Genomic DNA, 17,783 nt, shown 5'->3' on the forward strand with positions numbered 1-17,783 from the left:
TAGTGCGAAGGATAAAGCGTAAAGAGGAAGATCCCCATGGATGTCATTAAAAAGAAATACTGGTGGCAAAGCGACACGCTGAAATGGTCAGTGATGGGTCTGCTGGGTCTGCTGGTGGGCTACCTTGTTGTTTTGATGTACGCTCAGGGGGAGTACCTGTTTGCCATCATGACGCTTATTTTAAGCTCTGCTGGCCTGTATATTTTCGCCAACCGTAAAGCCTATGCCTGGCGCTATGTCTATCCTGGCGTGGCTGGTATGGGGTTATTTGTTCTGTTCCCACTCATTTGCACCATTGCAATTGCCTTTACCAACTACAGCAGTACCAACCAACTGACCTTTGAGCGCGCCCAGGAAGTCCTGATGGACCGTTCTTATCAGGCGGGTAAAACCTACAACTTTGGCCTGTATCCGGCGGGTACGGAGTGGCAACTTGCCCTCACCGACGGTGAAACAGGTAAAAATTATGTCTCCGACGCCTTTAAATTTGGCGGCGAGCAGAAACTACAATTGAAAGAAGCCGAAGCGCTGCCAGCAGGTGAACGCGCCACGCTGCGTATCATCACGCAAAACCGCCAAGCGCTGACCCAACTGACCGCCGTGCTGCCGGATGATAGCAAGGTGATTATGAGCTCGCTGCGCCAGTTCTCCGGTACGCAGCCGCTGTATACGCTTGCTGATGACGGCACGCTCACCAACAATCAGAGCGGCGTAAAATACCGTGCCAATAACGATATTGGTTACTATCAGTCACTCGCGGCGGACGGTAACTGGGGTACAGAGAAACTCAGCCCAGGCTATACCGTCGCCATCGGCTGGGATAACTTCACCCGTGTCTTTACCGATGAAGGCATTCAGAAACCGTTCTTCGCGATCTTTATCTGGACCGTTGTCTTCTCGGTGCTCACCGTCATCCTGACCGTTGCCGTCGGTATGATTCTGGCCTGTCTGGTGCAATGGGAATCGCTGAAAGGCAAAGCGATTTATCGCGTGCTGCTGATTCTGCCTTACGCCGTGCCATCGTTTATCTCGATACTGATTTTCAAGGGGTTATTTAACCAGAGCTTCGGTGAAATCAACATGATGTTGAGCGCGCTGTTCGGCATCAAGCCGGCCTGGTTCAGCGACCCAACCACCGCGCGTTCGATGATTATCATCGTCAACACCTGGCTGGGCTATCCGTACATGATGATCCTGTGCATGGGGCTGCTGAAGGCGATTCCCGACGATCTGTATGAAGCCTCGGCAATGGATGGCGCTGGCCCATTCCAGAACTTCTTTAAGATTACGCTGCCGTTGCTGATCAAGCCGCTGACGCCGCTGATGATCGCCAGCTTCGCCTTTAACTTTAACAACTTCGTGCTGATTCAGCTGTTGACCAACGGTGGTCCGGACCGACTCGGTACCACCACGCCAGCCGGTTATACCGACCTGCTCGTCAGCTACACCTACCGTATCGCCTTTGAAGGCGGCGGCGGTCAGGACTTCGGTCTGGCGGCGGCGATAGCCACCCTGATCTTCCTGCTGGTCGGTGCGCTGGCCATTGTGAACCTGAAAGCCACACGTATGAAGTTTGATTAAGGGAGATAACGACAATGGCTATGGTCCAACCGAAATCACAAAAGTTACGTTTATTCGCAACGCACTTAGGTCTGCTGATTTTTATCGCGGCAATTATGTTCCCGCTGCTGATGGTCATTGCCATCTCGCTGCGCGAAGGTAACTTCGCCACCGGCAGTCTGATCCCGGAAAATATCTCCTGGGAGCACTGGAAACTGGCGCTGGGCTTTAGCGTGGAACACGCGGATGGCCGCGTGACGCCGCCTCCGTTCCCGGTGCTGCTGTGGCTGTGGAACTCGGTGAAAGTGGCCACCATTACCGCGATCGGTATCGTGACCCTCTCCACCACCTGTGCTTACGCCTTCGCCCGCATGCGCTTCCCAGGTAAAGCCACGTTGCTGAAAGGCATGCTGATTTTCCAGATGTTCCCGGCGGTACTGTCGCTGGTGGCGTTATATGCCTTGTTTGACCGTCTGGGCCAGTACATTCCGTTTATCGGTCTGAACACCCACGGTGGCGTGATCTTCGCCTACCTTGGCGGCATTGCGCTGCACGTCTGGACAATCAAGGGGTATTTCGAAACCATCGACGGTTCACTGGAAGAAGCGGCTGCGCTGGATGGCGCAACGCCGTGGCAGGCATTCCGCCTGGTGCTGTTGCCGTTGTCGGTGCCGATTCTGGCGGTGGTGTTCATTCTGTCGTTCATCGCCGCAATTACCGAAGTCCCGGTCGCCTCACTGTTGTTGCGTGATGTGAACAGCTATACCCTGGCAGTCGGTATGCAGCAGTATCTCAATCCACAGAACTATTTGTGGGGCGACTTTGCCGCTGCAGCCGTGCTTTCTGCTATTCCGATCACCCTGGTGTTCCTGCTGGCCCAGCGCTGGCTGGTTAACGGCCTGACGGCAGGCGGTGTGAAAGGCTAAGTTTCATCGATGTACCCGCCCGGCAACGGGCATGCCACTGCAACCCTCAACTTATGTTATCCCAACCTGTGACTGTTTTTCGGCGCTCTACGGAGCGCCCTTTTTTTATGTAATTTTGCATTGCGGTTACGATTATTTTCTTTCGTGCTCGCCATCACTGCAATTTTATTTCTCGCCTGAGCGGACATTAATTAAACAGAGTGAAGATCACAGAAAAGACAAAACGTAATTGCAATGTAAAAAATGATAATTGTCATACCTGCCTGTTAAATCCACCATCACAACACTGATAAAAAGAGCTGTATCTTCTAAGGCAGGTCTGAATGAATACCCAATATAATTCCAGTTATATTTTTTCGATTACATTAGTTGCCACATTAGGAGGGCTGTTATTCGGCTACGACACCGCTGTCATCTCCGGTACCGTCGAGTCCTTAAATACGGTTTTTGTCGCCCCACAACATCTGAGCGAATCCGCCGCAAACTCACTGCTAGGCTTCTGTGTCGCCAGCGCGTTGATTGGCTGTATCATTGGTGGTGCGCTGGGGGGCTATTGCAGTAACCGCTTTGGTCGTCGCGATTCGCTCAAAATCGCCGCGATCCTGTTCTTTATTTCCGGCATCGGTTCCGCATGGCCGGAATTAGGTTTTACCGCCATTAATCCGGATAACGCTGTTCCTGTTTATTTAGCCGGATACGTCCCCGAATTTGTTATTTATCGTATTATTGGTGGTATCGGCGTCGGGTTAGCCTCCATGCTCTCACCGATGTATATTGCTGAACTGGCCCCGGCACATATTCGTGGAAAACTGGTTTCCTTTAACCAGTTCGCGATTATTTTCGGCCAACTACTGGTGTACTGCGTGAACTATTTCATTGCCCGTTCCGGCGACGCCAGCTGGCTGAATACCGATGGCTGGCGTTATATGTTTGCTTCTGAAAGTATTCCCGCCCTGCTGTTTTTAATCCTGTTGTATACCGTACCGGAAAGCCCACGCTGGCTGATGGCGCGCGGCAGACACGAGCAGGCAGAAGGTATTCTGCGCAAAATTATGGGCAGCAATCTTGCTACCCAGGCGATGCAGGAGATCAATCAGTCACTGGATCACGGTCGCAAAACGGGCGGGCGTCTGCTGATGTTTGGCACTGCGGTCATCGTCATCGGCGTGATGCTATCCATCTTCCAGCAGTTCGTCGGCATCAACGTTGTGCTGTACTACGCGCCGGAAGTTTTTAAAACCCTGGGCGCCAGCACCGACGTCGCGCTGTTGCAGACCATCATCGTGGGCGTGATCAACCTGAGCTTCACCGTGCTGGCAATCATGACGGTGGATAAATTTGGCCGTAAACCGCTGCAAATTATTGGCGCGCTGGGTATGGCCATCGGCATGTTCAGCCTCGGTACTGCGTTTTATACCCAGGCTTCTGGTCTGGTGGCGCTGCTGTCGATGCTGTTTTATGTTGCGGCATTCGCCATGTCCTGGGGCCCGGTGTGCTGGGTACTGCTGGCAGAAATCTTCCCGAACGCCATTCGCGGCAAAGCGCTCGCCATTGCGGTAGCCGCTCAGTGGCTGGCGAACTACTTTGTCTCCTGGACCTTCCCGATGATGGACAAAAATTCGTGGCTGGTTGCCCATTTCCACAACGGTTTCTCCTACTGGATTTACGGTTGCATGGGCATTCTGGCAGCGCTGTTTATGTGGAAGTTCGTGCCGGAAACCAAAGGCAAAACGCTGGAAGAACTCGAAGAGCTGTGGGAACCCGCTGCAGAGAAAACGCAGCCCGCGTCTGCGCAGTAATCAACGTGAATAACACGCCGCAGCGCAATGCGGCGTGTTATTTTTTACTCACGCTTCAACCGTTTGGAATTACACAGCCACAGCGTGATCACCAGCAGCAGGATCGCCGCGGAATAGATCAGCACATCCATCGGTGCTTTATGATCGACGATGATCAATCGCACAATCGCCGTGATCCCGATATAAACAAAGTAGCGCAGCGGAAAGTGAAAACCTGACTGAAAGTACTTCACAATCAGCGCGATAAATTCAAAGTAGAGGAAGTAAACCACCAGCCCTTCCACCAGCTCGTATTTGCTGGTTTGTTCCGGCGCGAACAGCACATCCGCCAGATGCAGCGTCTCTTTGCCGAGGAATACCACCAGAATCAGCCCCAGACTCAGTAGCCCAAGATTCAACACAGTCTGTAACATCGTGGAGATAAACTCCACGCGCGGACGAGATATCGGCGTCATAGCAGCCCCTTTTGCTCAATGGCGAAGTTCCTGTATAACGCAAAAATGTGACGGAGATCTACATTTTTTGTTTATGTTTTGTTCACACAACGGTTCTTGCCGGATGGCGGCTTTGCCTTATCCGGCCTACCGTAGGCCCGGTAAGCGTAGCGCCACCGGGCAAGCAGGTATTAGCGGAAATTCTCGCTCCGATCGCTGGTCATATCGTACAGACCGAACTTACGTCCAAGCTGCTGGCCCCCATCACGCGTCAACGGTGTCCAGCCAATTGCCGCACGGCTGCGGGTTGGTCCCGAAGAGAAGAGATCCAGCGGCACGGAGACATACACGCCTTTGGTGAAATCACCTTCCCCATACTCATCCGGTGATGCATCGGTGAGAGTTGCATAACCGCCGACCACCACGCCGCTGTCGAAGCGTTTGGCGATTTCAAGGGTCCCGCCTTTATCGCCCGCCAGGTACTGCCCCACGCTGGCTTTTACCAGTACATCCTGGGCGAACGACGGGTTCCAGTACGCCGTCAGATGTCCGGTCTTCACGCTGTAGTCGGTGAATTTCATCATGTCCTGCGCACTCCGCCAGTCACGCTGCTTCACATAGTTGGCGTCAACGCCAAACGCCCAATTGCTGTCCAGTGGACGGTACAGCACTTCAGCCCCTGCGCCGCCAAACATGGTTTCCAGATAGCCACCGTACACTTGTCCGTAAAACCCGTTGCCGAGTGACTGGAAGTAGTTGGCCTGCAGGTTATTCACATACACATCGTTCTGCACGTAGTCACGCACGTGAGTACGGACCCGCGGCAAATGTGAATCACTGGGCGGATTGGTGTAGTTAAACTTGTCGTAGTTATTGGCCAGGTTAGCAAACAGACTGCCAGTCGTCAGCAGATGGTCTGTCACCCATAGATCTGCCGTCCCCATGACGCCCAACTGATACATATAGAAGTTTTCCGGGCCGCCCACCGACTGGTTGAGCACCGGATCGATATGAAAATCAAAGCGTGATTTATCGATATACCAGCCCTGCTCGGTGGTCTGCGGCACCACGGGCTCCACGCGCTTTTGCACCAGCGGTGTTTCATGGCCCAGCGGCTCACCTTGCAGATGATCCTGCAGACTCGCAACATCTGTTTCGGTGGTGACTTGCGGTAAATTCAGGCGATTTTCCGTAATACGGATCGTACGGATCCCCTCAGGGAGATCGTTCATTACGATCCGATTTGCCCGTTCGATCCCTTCCCGCGAGTCACGGTATTTCACCTGTTCGCCGGTCACGTACAGCGTATCGCCCTGCACCTGGAGTTTCGGATCCGCCAGCCCGGCGTTGTATTTCAGTAGCGTGAGCTGATTCGCCACCACCGAATGTTGCAGGATGGCATCCTGCGGCTGGGGCTGATATTGCGGTCGCGCGTTGTCGTTATACGTTGGTCGCAGATCGTTGAAGTTCGTGCGTAGCGTGACGCCGAACATGAAGGTATTACCGCGCTCGTAGCTGAGGTTAACGTCGGCCCAGTCGGTGACGCGGTAAATGGCGCCGACGTTAAACTTGCTCTTCTGATCCAGCTTGCCGGCAAAATCCTGCTGGTAATTATTGCCTTCATACTCCAGCTTCAGACGCAGCGGCTGCCAGGGTGTCTGGTATTCCACGCCGCCAAACAGTGACGCCGGGCCGTGGAACATCTGACTGCCGTCGATAGAGCCGGCCTGTTTATAGCTGTTATCGCGATAGCAGAATTTATCACTGTACGAGCACAGCGGGTTGCTGACGTTGCCGCTGGTACCAAGATATCCCCAGCCAAGACCAAGCGAGAAATCAAACGGCCCCCAGGCTTTGTTGGCCACGATGTATTCCGCATCAAACAGACCGGTTCCGCCGATATCCCGTGCGCCAACCGCGACCTGCGGCATCCAGTAGCTCTCTTCCCACAATCGCAATTTGAGATCGAACGCTTTGTCTTTATACGTCTGATCGCCTGAAAATGACTCCACGCTACTGTATTTTTTGGTGCGCACATCGGTATAGCGTAAGGTCGTTTCCAGCCACGGGAACAACTGCACCGACGCGGAGTAGTAACGGTACTGATCGTTATCGCGGTAGTTGAGGCTCATTTCCCCTTCACGCGCCATCCGCGCGGTTGGCGTTTGCAGCAGCCCCACGCCGCCAAAGTCAGACTGAGAAGGCCCAATCGGCGCAGGGTACGTTTCACCGTGGCAGGCCGTGCTGATACCCAGCGCCAGCAGGCTGAGCAGATAAGTTTTTCTCATTATTCAGGTATCCGCTGGGTCAGAGTACGAAGAATGTCGGCATTGATTTGATCCGGGGCGCGGCTCCAGACAGAGTCAGACAGCCCAACAAAAATGATGCTGCCGGGCATCGGCTCAACGTGACGTTTATTCCAGTATGCGACCGGTACTTTTTGCGTGCGTCCATCGGGATAGACCACCCACGCATAGCTGCGATCTGCACCGCTCAGCAGACTTTGTCCGGCGAGATAGCTGGCGATATCACGCCCTGGCATAAACGGCTGTTTACCCGGATGATTGATCGCGCCAAACAGGGTGACTTCCGTTGGCTGAGGCCCAACCCACAGCGTGTAGTTGCCTTGCAACGGCGGATTCCCCCGTTCACTCACCCGCACCGCGTCCGGGTCGAGATTCACCCGCTGTCTGCCGGTTACCTTCAGGGTCTGAATTTGCTGGCGTAGCGTGTTGATAGCGGCTGCATCGTCGCTGCCTTCTTCTGCACTCAGCGCCGCCAGCCGTCCCAACAGCGCCTGTTGCTGGCGCTGCGCGGTAACCGTCGCCAGCTCTTCCCCGATCACCGCCGCGGGCCACCAGCTATTCGCCAGCGTGGGTTGACCCACCAGATCGATAAGATGTTCCGCGCCGGTCAGCGTTTTCGGTTCTGCACTGCCTGAGGTGATCACTTTTACCGTTCCTGCGGCAAAAACAGATGCCGCACAAAGGCTAAAAGTCAGCGCGGTAATCATTCGTTTCATCATGATTTTGCCGCCTTGATCAGCGTGGTCTTCACCGGGAAATAATTCGCACCCAGATACTGCTCTGACTGGCGAATCATCCCGTCACTGTCGATCCAGTAACGGTTATGCCAGCGAGTCCGATCGGTGGTGACTTCTTCGTCCAGCACGCGTACCGGGGTATCTTCGCTGGCAACCCGAATGCTGTCAGTGCCGTCCCATCTGAAGACCGAACGGGCGGTGGCGTAGCGCACCTGCTTATGCTCGGTCCAGCCCATCGTGCGGGTCCAGGTGACGCCATCAACAATCTGGTTTGGTTTGATAAGCGGGTCCGCCGCCAGATTATTCACCGCGATCAGGTTGTCTCCGCCCAGCAGCGTTTTCACCAGACGCCCGTGTTGCGTCACGAGCATGGCCTGGTCCTGGGTGACCCATTTCTGCTGCCCGTTTTCATCGAAAGCGAGCGCCACAAACAGCTGCGGACCGCCGTTAAGCTGCATGTACTGGCTGGCGTAGGGCATGTTGTGGATATCATCATCCGTCATCTGTACGCCGGGAGTACCCAACACGCTTTGCCACAGCGAATGACCCAGCCCTTCGGTGGTAGCTGAACACGCCTGTAATAACAGACAAACCAATATGAGCGCGGGTCGCTTCACGACGCTTCTCCACATTATTGCCGGGTGCGCTACGCTTACCCCGGCCTACAAATAACCACACCGAAGTGTGGTTAGAATTAAACGTACCGGTATTACTGGGTACTGGTGGTGGTTGTGGTGGTGGTTCCGGTATTAGAACCGTCATCTCCGCCGGTTGCCGCCAGGGCGACCCCCACCGCGGAGCTTACGGTGCTCACGCTGGTTGCGGAGGAGCTTCCTGCCGAAACCGACGCGGCTGCCGACCCTGCCGCCTCCCCCACCTGAACGGGGGCAGCATAGACAGAGGTCGTCGCAAGCGCAGATATAGCCAACAGGCCATACAGTACTTTTCTCATCACAATATCCCTTCATTGTATGAATGGAGATTTACCCAAAAGAATTTCGGGCGAGATCGAGTATACACAACCGAAAGTGTGTAAATTACGCCGCGCAGGAATTTAGGATAATTAGATAAAAGCGGGGGTTATTATTAATAAAAAATACATAAATCAATATAAATCAATCACATGAAATAAATACATAAATAATGCAATATCCGTAAAATCTGAAAATCATTGTGTTAAATCTAACGTGGTATAATTATTTTAGGATTAAACTCAATTAAATCCCATGTAATGAGGAAGACAAGATAAATTATCTTATAAAAAAGCCGATATTAATATCGGCTTTTTTTATAAGTAATCAGCAAATTCATTCGAATTGCAGCAAGGCGGCAAGATCGTTAATCCCCGGGAGCATAGATTACTATGTGACCGGGGTTAACGAACGCAGCCAACACCGCTGCGGTTCGAAGGAAGAAGCTGATTAACGCCAGGACTTATAACGGTTAATCAAACCGTTAGTCGAGCAATCATGGCTGTTGATCTCTCGATCATCGTTCAACTCAGGCAGAATGCGGTTAGCCAGCTGTTTACCCAGCTCTACGCCCCACTGGTCGAAGGTGAAGATGTTCAGGATAACGCCCTGAGTAAAGATTTTATGCTCATACAGCGCAATCAGCGCACCCAGGCTGTACGGAGTGATTTCGCGCAGCAAGATGGAGTTAGTCGGACGGTTGCCTTCGAACACTTTGAACGGCACTACGTGGTCAAGCTGGGCCGGATCTTTACCCTGGTCGCGGTATTCTTGTTCAACCACTTCACGAGACTTGCCAAACGCCAGCGCTTCGGTCTGGGCGAAGAAGTTAGACAGCAGCTTAGGATGGTGGTCAGACAGCGGGTTATGCGTGATAGCCGGGGCGATGAAATCGCACGGCACCATTTTGGTCCCCTGGTGGATCAGCTGATAGAACGCGTGCTGACCGTTAGTCCCCGGCTCACCCCAGATGATTGGGCCAGTCTGGTAATCCACCGCATTGCCGTTACGGTCAACGTATTTACCGTTGGATTCCATGTTGCCCTGCTGGAAGTAGGCCGCAAAGCGGTGCATATACTGGTCGTACGGCAGGATGGCTTCGGTTTCGGCACCATAGAAGTTGTTGTACCAGATACCGATCAGCGCCAGCAGTACCGGCAGGTTTTTCTCCGCTGGGGTAGTGGAGAAATGTTTATCCATGGCGTGCGCGCCGGACAGCAGTTCAACGAAGTTGTCGTAGCCCACGGACAGGATGATCGACAGACCAATCGCTGACCACAGAGAATAACGACCGCCAACCCAGTCCCAGAACTCGAACATATTGGCCGTATCGATACCGAACTCACCGACTGCTTTCGCATTGGTGGACAGCGCCGCAAAGTGTTTCGCCACGTGTTTTTCATCACCAGCGGTCGCCAGGAACCAGTCGCGCGCGCTGTGGGCGTTGGTCATGGTTTCCTGGGTGGTGAAGGTTTTAGAGGCGACCAGGAACAACGTGGTTTCCGGGTTCACTTTCTTCAGTACTTCGGCGATGTGTGTACCATCGACGTTAGACACAAAGTGCATATTCAGGTGATTTTTGTACGGACGCAGCGCTTCGGTCACCATGAACGGACCGAGGTCGGAGCCACCGATACCGATGTTCACCACATCCGTAATCGCTTTGCCGGTGTAGCCTTTCCAGCTGCCGGAGATAATCGCTTCAGAGAAGGATTTCATCTTCTCCAGCACCGCATTCACTTCCGGCATCACATCTTTGCCGTCCACGATGATCGGGGTATTGCTACGGTTGCGCAGCGCCACATGCAGCACCGCACGATCTTCCGTACGGTTGATCTTCTCACCGGAGAACATGGACTTGATAGCACCGCTCAGGTCGGTCTCTTTTGCCAGGTCCTGCAGTTTCGCCAGCGTTTCTTCGGTGATGCGGTTTTTGGAAAAATCCACCAGCATCAAATCGTCAAACGTTGCGGAAAACTTGGCGAAACGATCGCTATCTTTCGCGAACAGGTCCGCGATCGTAACGTCTTTCATTTCTTCAAAGTGTTTTTGTAGTGCCTGCCAGGCTGAGGTCTGCGTTGGATTGATGTTTTTCATTAGCAATACTCTTCTGATTTTGAGAATTGTGACTGAGATCGATTGTAACGCCAGTCACAGAAAAGTGTGATTGTTTTAGTGCCGTTGTCCTGGCGTCCATCAAACACAGGTAATTATAAGCTCGGTTACTCAGGGCTACAGCAGCATGAAAAATCCGCATAATCCCAGCATTGACAGTATCCCTCACACCTTTTATTTATAAATACGGTATTTGCGCCTGCACCGGTTTCCGTTCTGCCCTTGTGCCATGGTCGCTCTATTCATTCCCTGACACGAGGTAGTTATGACTGATGTAGTTGTCTCCAAGTTTGGCGGTACCAGCGTCGCGGATTTCGACGCCATGAACCGCAGCGCTGATGTGGTGCTTTCCGATGCTAACGTCCGTTTAGTGGTGCTTTCCGCTTCAGCGGGTATTACTAACCTGCTGGTCGCTTTGGCTGAAGGGCTGGAGGCAGCTGAACGCTTCGAGAAACTCGACGCTATTCGTCAGATCCAGTTCGATATTCTGGAGCGTTTGCGTTATCCAAACGTGATCCGCGAAGAGATCGAACGTCTGCTGGAAAATATCACCACGCTGGCGGAAGCGGCTTCGCTGGCGACCTCAACCGCGCTGACTGACGAACTGGTCAGCCACGGTGAACTGATGTCCACCCTGCTGTTTGTCGAAATCCTGCGCGAGCGTAATGTTCAGGCGCAGTGGTTTGACGTGCGTAAAGTGATGCGTACCAACGATCGTTTTGGTCGCGCAGAACCAGATGTCGTGGCGCTGTCTGAACTGGCCACGCTGCAGCTGGCACCGCGCCTTGAAGAAGGTCTGGTGATCACCCAGGGCTTTATCGGCAGCGAAAGCAAAGGCCGCACTACCACCCTGGGGCGCGGCGGCAGCGACTATACCGCCGCCTTGCTGGCAGAAGCCCTGCACGCCGCACGCGTCGATATCTGGACCGATGTACCAGGCATTTACACGACCGACCCGCGCGTGGTGCCAGCCGCAAAACGCATTGATGAAATTGCCTTTGAAGAGGCCGCAGAACTGGCGACCTTCGGCGCAAAAGTCCTGCACCCGGCGACGCTGCTCCCTGCCGTGCGTAGCGATATTCCGGTGTTTGTCGGCTCCAGCAAAGACCCCAAAGCGGGCGGCACGCTGGTGTGTAATAAAACCGAGAATCCACCGCTATTTCGCGCACTGGCACTGCGTCGTAAGCAAACGCTGCTGACGCTGCATAGCCTGAATATGCTGCATTCTCGCGGGTTTTTAGCGGAAGTGTTCGGCATCCTGGCGCGCCACAATATCTCGGTAGATTTGATAACCACCTCCGAAGTCAGCGTCGCACTGACGCTGGATACCACCGGTTCAACGTCCACCGGCGATACGCTGCTCACACAATCCCTGCTGATGGAGCTGTCTGCGCTGTGCCGGGTCGAGGTAGAAGAAGGTTTGGCATTGGTCGCCCTGATCGGGAACGACCTGTCTAAAGCCTGCGGCGTGGGAAAAGAGGTGTTCGGCGTGCTGGAACCGTTCAACATCCGCATGATTTGCTACGGCGCATCCAGCCATAATCTGTGCTTCCTGGTGCCGGGCAGCGAAGCCGAGCAGGTCGTCCAGAAACTGCATCATAATTTGTTTGAGTGATATAAGCCTGATGCCGGATGCGGCAAAATGTCTTATCGGGCCTACGGGGAATTCGTAGGCCCGATAAGCGGCAATACCATCGGGCAACACGGTCATGACATCACTGTCTCATATAACAGTCGGTCCAGTTCCCTGACATCGCCTTCCCGGCTATCCGGTAACACCGGTGGCGTTTCGCCTCGCGCCAGCTCCTCGCGGATAAACGCATGCAGCAGCGGGCGACGCAGCCCATATTCCGCTTCCCCTGCCCGCTGTTTGCGCTCCAGCAGGTCGTCTATCTCCCGACGCAGTGACGCATCCAGCTCGCTCCCCGCCAACAGTTCGGCAAAGAGCATGGGTGGCACGCCTTTTCCCGCTTCAACCCAACGCACAGCCAGCAACGGACGCAGCACGTAGAAGTATTTTTTGAGTCGCACTTCATCGCCTTGCAGATAGCCACGGAAGTTTTTTCGCGCCATCGAATAGTAGTGCCAGCGAGCACGCACAGGCGAAAACCATTTTGGCACCAGCGCTTTCAACGCAGACACCGTCGCGTCATCCTGCTGATAAACCACCGGCGAATCCAGCCACTCGATAAGCGTCGGGTTAGCCCCTTTCAGCAGACCCAACGCTTTACGCCACTCCCAGCCACACACGTCCAGTTCATCGTCTATGGGCAGTTCAATAACATCACGCGGCGCTTCCACCCGCAGATACCATTCTGGAGGATGAACGTACAAAAATCGCACGTCGTAATCACTGTCCGGAGAGGCGAATCCCCAGCCACGGCTGCCGGATTCACAAGCGTACAGCACCTTCACGCCATAGCGCTGTTCCACCTTTTTTAGCTGGCGCACTACCCGTTCGCGCATCGCGGCGTTCACTCCATTATTACTCATTTTACTCATCCTTTTATATTCACCAGACCGTGCAGAACCTGGTCCAGACCACCAAATACCGAGATTTTATCGATACGCTCCGCCACTCTCTCGAGGGTTTCCAGCTCTTTTAAACGCAGCGCCACTGGGTTGTTTTCCATCACTTTCGCTGTGTTCAACAACGAGCGCGTGGCGGCCGTTTCTTCACGTCGACGAATGACGTTAGCCTGCGCTGATTTTTCGGCCTCCACCAGCTGCGACAGGATGGTTTTCATATCGCCTGGCAGCACGATATCTTTCACGCCCAGCGAAGCAACCTCAATGCCAAACGGCGTCATGCGGTTTTTCACCTGCGTGCTTACCACGTCATCAATCACCTGCTTATCTTCCAGCAGTTCGTCCAGCGTTCGGGTACCAACCGCCTCGCGCAGCGCAAACTGCAGCTCACGGTACAAGTGATCCAGCGGTTTTGTCAGTTGGCCAAACGCCTGTAATACGCCGCTGTAGCGCCAGTTCGCCGCCAGATTCAAACGCAGGTTGACCTTATCTTTGGTCAGGATCTCCTGCCCGCCGACTTCCAGTACCTGTAAGCGGGTATCCACGACTTCCGCTTCCACCAGATGATTTACCTTCCAGTACGCACTCAGACCCGGCGGCAACAGCGCCTGCGTCTCACCATCAATTTTCAGCACACCGACATGCCAGGCCGGAACCTGCACCGTTAAGATCGCGTCACGACCCTTTACCGCACCGCTACGGCGTGGCTGTAACACGGCATTCATCACATCCGTTGGGACCTGAACCTGACGCGTATCCATGCGTACCAACGTTAACGCCTCCTCGGCTCGCCAGTACAGACGACGGGTTGAAGGCGGTAAGATTTCCTGCAAGACGCCGTTCACATACAGCGCACCGGCTTCGGTATCGGTTAAATCTGCCGCCACACAGTACTGTTCCACCCACGCAGGCTGGAAGCGACGCAGGTACTCCGCCAACGCCTCAGGAACATCGCTGCCATCGGCATTTACCACCAGAACATCCGGCGTGTTAAACCACGGCAAACGGTGTTCACCTGCATTCAGCACCTTGTAGTAGTCACCCTGGCGGGATAACAGACCAAGCTGGCCTTTACGAATAGTGATTTTCTTCATCATTTTGTATTCCTTATTGTGAGTCAGGCGCGGGTGCAGGGGCGAAGCGGCAGGGGAATTCCCTTTTGCCTGTCGCACGGCGTCATTACCGGCAGCCTGTTTTTGGGCGGTGCTGACTGCGCACGAACCCGTTTTATTTCTATGATTAACAACCAGTTTTCATTTGGAGGATGAAATTGGGAATCGAACCCACTTGGTGGTCATCGGCTGACGGAACACCCCGGGAAAACAGCCTGTGCCGTTCCTTACGTGCCGGCGGGGTTTAACCCCCTGCGTTTTCAGCGTTGTTGACGTATCAGGTATTGCCAGAAGCGTGCCAGAAAGAAAAATCATCAAATTTATTTTTTATTCAATTGATTAATATAGTTTTTATTTTTAACCCTCAGATTAATGATTGCCGTTGCGCAGAGATTTTTTTATCTTCCAATATCGATATTTATCTTTATGGATAAAGCATGAAAAAGCGGCGGGTGGTGATTGGCGTTCTGGGCACGGTGCTGGATAAGCGCGGAAAACGGGCGAATCGGTTTAAGAAATGGCGCCCTACGGTTGGACTGTGCCAGCAGGCTGATTTCCCCATCGACAGACTGGAACTGCTCCACCAGCCGCGCGACGAAAGCATGGCACAGCGGCTGATTGAAGATGTCGCCCTGCTCTCTCCTCATACCGAGGTGCGCCCGCATGCGGTGACCATTAACGACCCGTGGGATTTTGAGGAGGTTTACGCCGCGTTCCTCGACTTCGCCACCCACTACACATTTGATACTGAAAACGAAGAGTATCTGGTGCATATCACCACCGGCACACACGTGGCGCAGATTTGTTGGTTCCTGCTGACGGAGGCGCGTTATCTGCCGGCCAGCCTTTTGCAATCCAGCCCGGCACCACGAGGTTCATCTGATGAGGCCGTCGCCGCAGGTGTCTGCTCGGTTATCGATCTCGATTTAAGCCGCTATACCACGCTGACCAGCCGCTTTCAGCGTGAGCAGCAGCAATCGGTCTCCTTCCTGAAAGCCGGTATTGATACCCGTAATGCCACGTTTAATACGCTCATCGACCGTATTGAGCGCGTGGCGCTGCGCTCGACCGATCCGATTCTACTGACAGGTCCCACCGGTGCGGGGAAATCGTTCCTCGCCAAACGGATTTTTCAGCTACGCCAGTCACGCCATCTGGTGGCCGGTAAACTGGTAGCGGTTAACTGCGCCACCCTGCGCGGTGACAACGCAATGTCGACATTATTCGGACACGTCAAAGGCGCGTTTACCGGCGCACTCACGCCACGCACCGGTCTGTTGCGCGAGGCTGACGGAGGGGTGTTATTTCTCGATGAGATTGCCGAACTGGGGCTGGACGAGCAGGCTATGCTGCTGAAAGCGATTGAAGAAAAAACCTTTTTCCCGTTTGGTGGCGACAAAGAGGTGCACAGCGATTTCCAGTTGATTGCCGGGACGCATCGCGATATGCAGCAGTGGGTTTCAGAAGGTCGTTTTCGCGAAGATCTCTACGCGCGCATCAATATGTGGCGCTTTGCCCTGCCCGGTCTGGCGCAGCGGCGGGAAGATATCGCACCCAACGTGGAGTATGAGCTCCAGCGCTTTTCCAGCCTCAAACAGGCGCAGACTCGCTTTGATAAAGAAGCGCGCGAGCGCTATCTGGCTTTCGCCTGTTCACCAAAGGCGCTATGGCGCGGCAACTTTCGCGAGCTGAGTTCATCCGTTGCACGCATGGCGACGCTGGCCGAACAGGGGCGCATCACGCTCGCGCTGGTCGAAGAGGAGATCGCGTTATTGCAGGAAAGCTGGCAGCTCACCGATTCACAGCCGGAATTCGATCTGGACATTGACCTGTTTGATAAGCGTCAGTTAGAAACGGTGATCGACGTCTGCCGACGCAGCGCATCGTTGTCTGAAGCGGGCCGCGAGCTGTTTGCCGTTTCCAGGCTGAAGAAAGCCAATCCTAACGACGCCGACCGCCTGCGCAAATATCTGGCCCGTTTTGGGCTGAGCTGGGAAAGCCTTCACAGCGGAACATGAACATAATTTGTTTGAATAATATTCCATCACGCGATAAACAATAACTATAGCCGGGCTCGATCCCGGCTTGTTTATAACAACACAACACATTTCAATCGCAAGGAATACACCATGCTCGCTACTCTTACGCGGCTGTTCCCGTTATGGGCGCTGCTGCTCTCTGTTATTGCGTATTACACGCCATCCACTTTTACACCTGTCGGGCCATTCGTGCCGTCGCTGCTGATGCTGATTATGTTCGGCATGGGCGTGCACCTGAAAGTGGACGATTTTAAACGCGTCCTCTCTCGCCCTGCACCAGTCGCCGCAGGGATTTTCTTGCATTATCTGGTGATGCCGCTCGCCGCGTGGCTTCTGGCTCTGGCTTTCCATATGCCACCGGAACTGTCTGCGGGTATGGTACTGGTCGGTAGCGTCGCCAGCGGGACCGCCTCTAACGTGATGATCTATCTGGCAAAAGGTGATGTTGCGCTTTCTGTGACTATTTCATCCGTTTCAACGTTGGTGGGCGTTGTCGCCACGCCGCTGCTGACACGGCTGTATGTCGATGCGCATATCCAGGTAGATGTGATGGGTATGTTGCTGAGTATCCTGCAGATCGTGGTCATTCCGATTGCGTTGGGATTGGTCATTCACCACCTGTTCCCACGAGTTGTAAAGGCCGTGGAGCCGTATCTGCCTGCGTTTTCCATGGTGTGCATTCTGGCGATCATCAGCGCGGTGGTCGCAGGTTCCGCGTCACATATTGCGTCGGTTGGCTTTGTGGTGATTATCGCGGTGATTCTGCATAACACCATTGGTCTGCTTGGCGGTTACTGGGGTGGAAAACTGTTTGGCTTTGACGAGTCCACCTGCCGCACGCTGGCCATTGAAGTCGGGATGCAGAACTCAGGGCTGGCAGCAGCGCTGGGTAAAATCTACTTTGGGCCGTTGGCGGCACTGCCCGGCGCGCTGTTCTCCGTCTGGCATAACTTGTCTGGCTCGCTGCTGGCGGGGTACTGGTCCGGTAAGACGATACTGAGAAACGCCACTCGGTAAAACAACACTAACCCTCATGAATGGAGGAGACATCCTCCATTTTATCCTTTCTCATTTGACACCCATCACAAAACAACAAATATCAACACAAAACAAATTCCATAATTATTCTTTTTATTTCAAAAAGTTAAATAATAAAACGCATATAAACATCAAAATCCCACCATCTACAAATGTTGATTTATTTTGTTTTAGTTGGGAATATAATTCCACTACAACACAGATAAAACCCTTACCC

Annotated in this window: 14 protein-coding genes; 6 read left to right on the top strand and 8 right to left on the bottom strand. The window is 53.7% G+C overall.

From position 1 onward, the window contains the following. The first annotated feature begins 36 nt into the window (after positions 1–36). The 3 genes from malF (at position 37) to xylE (ending at position 4,285) form a co-directional block, all read left to right on the top strand. Positions 37–1,581, top strand: a complete 1,545-nt coding sequence (malF, locus tag QNN86_RS20240) for a maltose ABC transporter permease MalF (protein ID WP_414212284.1) — start codon at positions 37–39, stop codon at positions 1,579–1,581. A 14-nt stretch (positions 1,582–1,595) separates the two neighbouring features. Next, a complete protein-coding gene (gene malG, locus QNN86_RS20245) occupies positions 1,596–2,486 on the top strand; it encodes a maltose ABC transporter permease MalG (RefSeq protein ID WP_043018069.1) in 891 nt (296 codons plus the stop codon). Positions 2,487–2,809: 323 nt separating this feature from the next. Beyond that, positions 2,810–4,285, top strand: coding sequence for a D-xylose transporter XylE (xylE, locus tag QNN86_RS20250; RefSeq protein WP_181618071.1), 1,476 nt, complete (start codon positions 2,810–2,812; stop codon positions 4,283–4,285). Positions 4,286–4,329: 44 nt separating this feature from the next. On the opposite strand, the gene psiE is transcribed toward xylE, so the two are convergent. From psiE to pgi, 6 genes are all read right to left on the bottom strand, one after another. Further along, complete coding sequence (gene psiE / locus QNN86_RS20255) at positions 4,330–4,740, bottom strand: phosphate-starvation-inducible protein PsiE (protein WP_096758732.1); 411 nt, start codon at positions 4,738–4,740, stop codon at positions 4,330–4,332. Positions 4,741–4,910: 170 nt separating this feature from the next. Next, positions 4,911–7,007 carry a YjbH domain-containing protein gene (locus QNN86_RS20260; protein WP_174361432.1) on the bottom strand — a complete coding sequence of 699 codons (2,097 nt, stop codon included), beginning with the start codon at positions 7,005–7,007 and terminating at the stop codon, positions 4,911–4,913. Then, on the bottom strand, positions 7,007–7,744 hold the full coding sequence (locus tag QNN86_RS20265; RefSeq protein ID WP_181618073.1) for a capsule biosynthesis GfcC family protein: 738 nt from the start codon (positions 7,742–7,744) through the stop codon (positions 7,007–7,009). Before QNN86_RS20265 ends, QNN86_RS20260 begins: the two co-directional genes overlap by 1 nt. Further along, positions 7,741–8,379 carry a YjbF family lipoprotein gene (locus tag QNN86_RS20270; RefSeq protein ID WP_414212285.1) on the bottom strand — a complete coding sequence of 213 codons (639 nt, stop codon included), beginning with the start codon at positions 8,377–8,379 and terminating at the stop codon, positions 7,741–7,743. Before QNN86_RS20270 ends, QNN86_RS20265 begins: the two co-directional genes overlap by 4 nt. A gap of 92 nt (positions 8,380–8,471) precedes the next feature. Next, the gene (yjbE, locus tag QNN86_RS20275) at positions 8,472–8,714 is read right to left on the bottom strand and encodes an exopolysaccharide production protein YjbE (protein ID WP_414212286.1); all 243 of its coding nucleotides are present in this window, start codon (positions 8,712–8,714) and stop codon (positions 8,472–8,474) included. Between the two features lie 469 nt (positions 8,715–9,183). Next, on the bottom strand, positions 9,184–10,830 hold the full coding sequence (gene pgi / locus QNN86_RS20280; RefSeq protein WP_414212287.1) for a glucose-6-phosphate isomerase: 1,647 nt from the start codon (positions 10,828–10,830) through the stop codon (positions 9,184–9,186). Between the two features lie 283 nt (positions 10,831–11,113). Here pgi and lysC point away from each other — a divergent pair, with 283 nt between their 5' ends. Further along, complete coding sequence (gene lysC / locus QNN86_RS20285; protein ID WP_181517660.1) at positions 11,114–12,463, top strand: lysine-sensitive aspartokinase 3; 1,350 nt, start codon at positions 11,114–11,116, stop codon at positions 12,461–12,463. 92 nt (positions 12,464–12,555) lie between these two features. Here lysC and QNN86_RS20290 read toward each other — a convergent pair whose 3' ends face one another. Together QNN86_RS20290 and QNN86_RS20295 are read right to left on the bottom strand one after the other, a co-directional pair. Then, positions 12,556–13,341: a nucleotidyltransferase domain-containing protein gene (locus QNN86_RS20290; protein ID WP_181618077.1), complete on the bottom strand. Its 786-nt coding sequence runs from the start codon at positions 13,339–13,341 to the stop codon at positions 12,556–12,558. Positions 13,342–13,346: 5 nt separating this feature from the next. Further along, complete coding sequence (locus tag QNN86_RS20295; RefSeq protein WP_153880510.1) at positions 13,347–14,474, bottom strand: slipin family protein; 1,128 nt, start codon at positions 14,472–14,474, stop codon at positions 13,347–13,349. 452 nt (positions 14,475–14,926) lie between these two features. Between QNN86_RS20295 and rtcR the strand changes: the two genes are divergently transcribed. Together rtcR and panS are read left to right on the top strand one after the other, a co-directional pair. Further along, complete coding sequence (gene rtcR / locus QNN86_RS20300; RefSeq protein WP_181618078.1) at positions 14,927–16,507, top strand: RNA repair transcriptional activator RtcR; 1,581 nt, start codon at positions 14,927–14,929, stop codon at positions 16,505–16,507. A 111-nt stretch (positions 16,508–16,618) separates the two neighbouring features. Next, positions 16,619–17,545, top strand: coding sequence for a ketopantoate/pantoate/pantothenate transporter PanS (panS, locus tag QNN86_RS20305; protein ID WP_414212288.1), 927 nt, complete (start codon positions 16,619–16,621; stop codon positions 17,543–17,545). Positions 17,546–17,783: the final 238 nt, after the last annotated feature.

Source organism: Citrobacter sp. C348 (genome assembly GCF_047467975.1).
Lineage (GTDB): Bacteria > Pseudomonadota > Gammaproteobacteria > Enterobacterales > Enterobacteriaceae > Citrobacter > Citrobacter gillenii.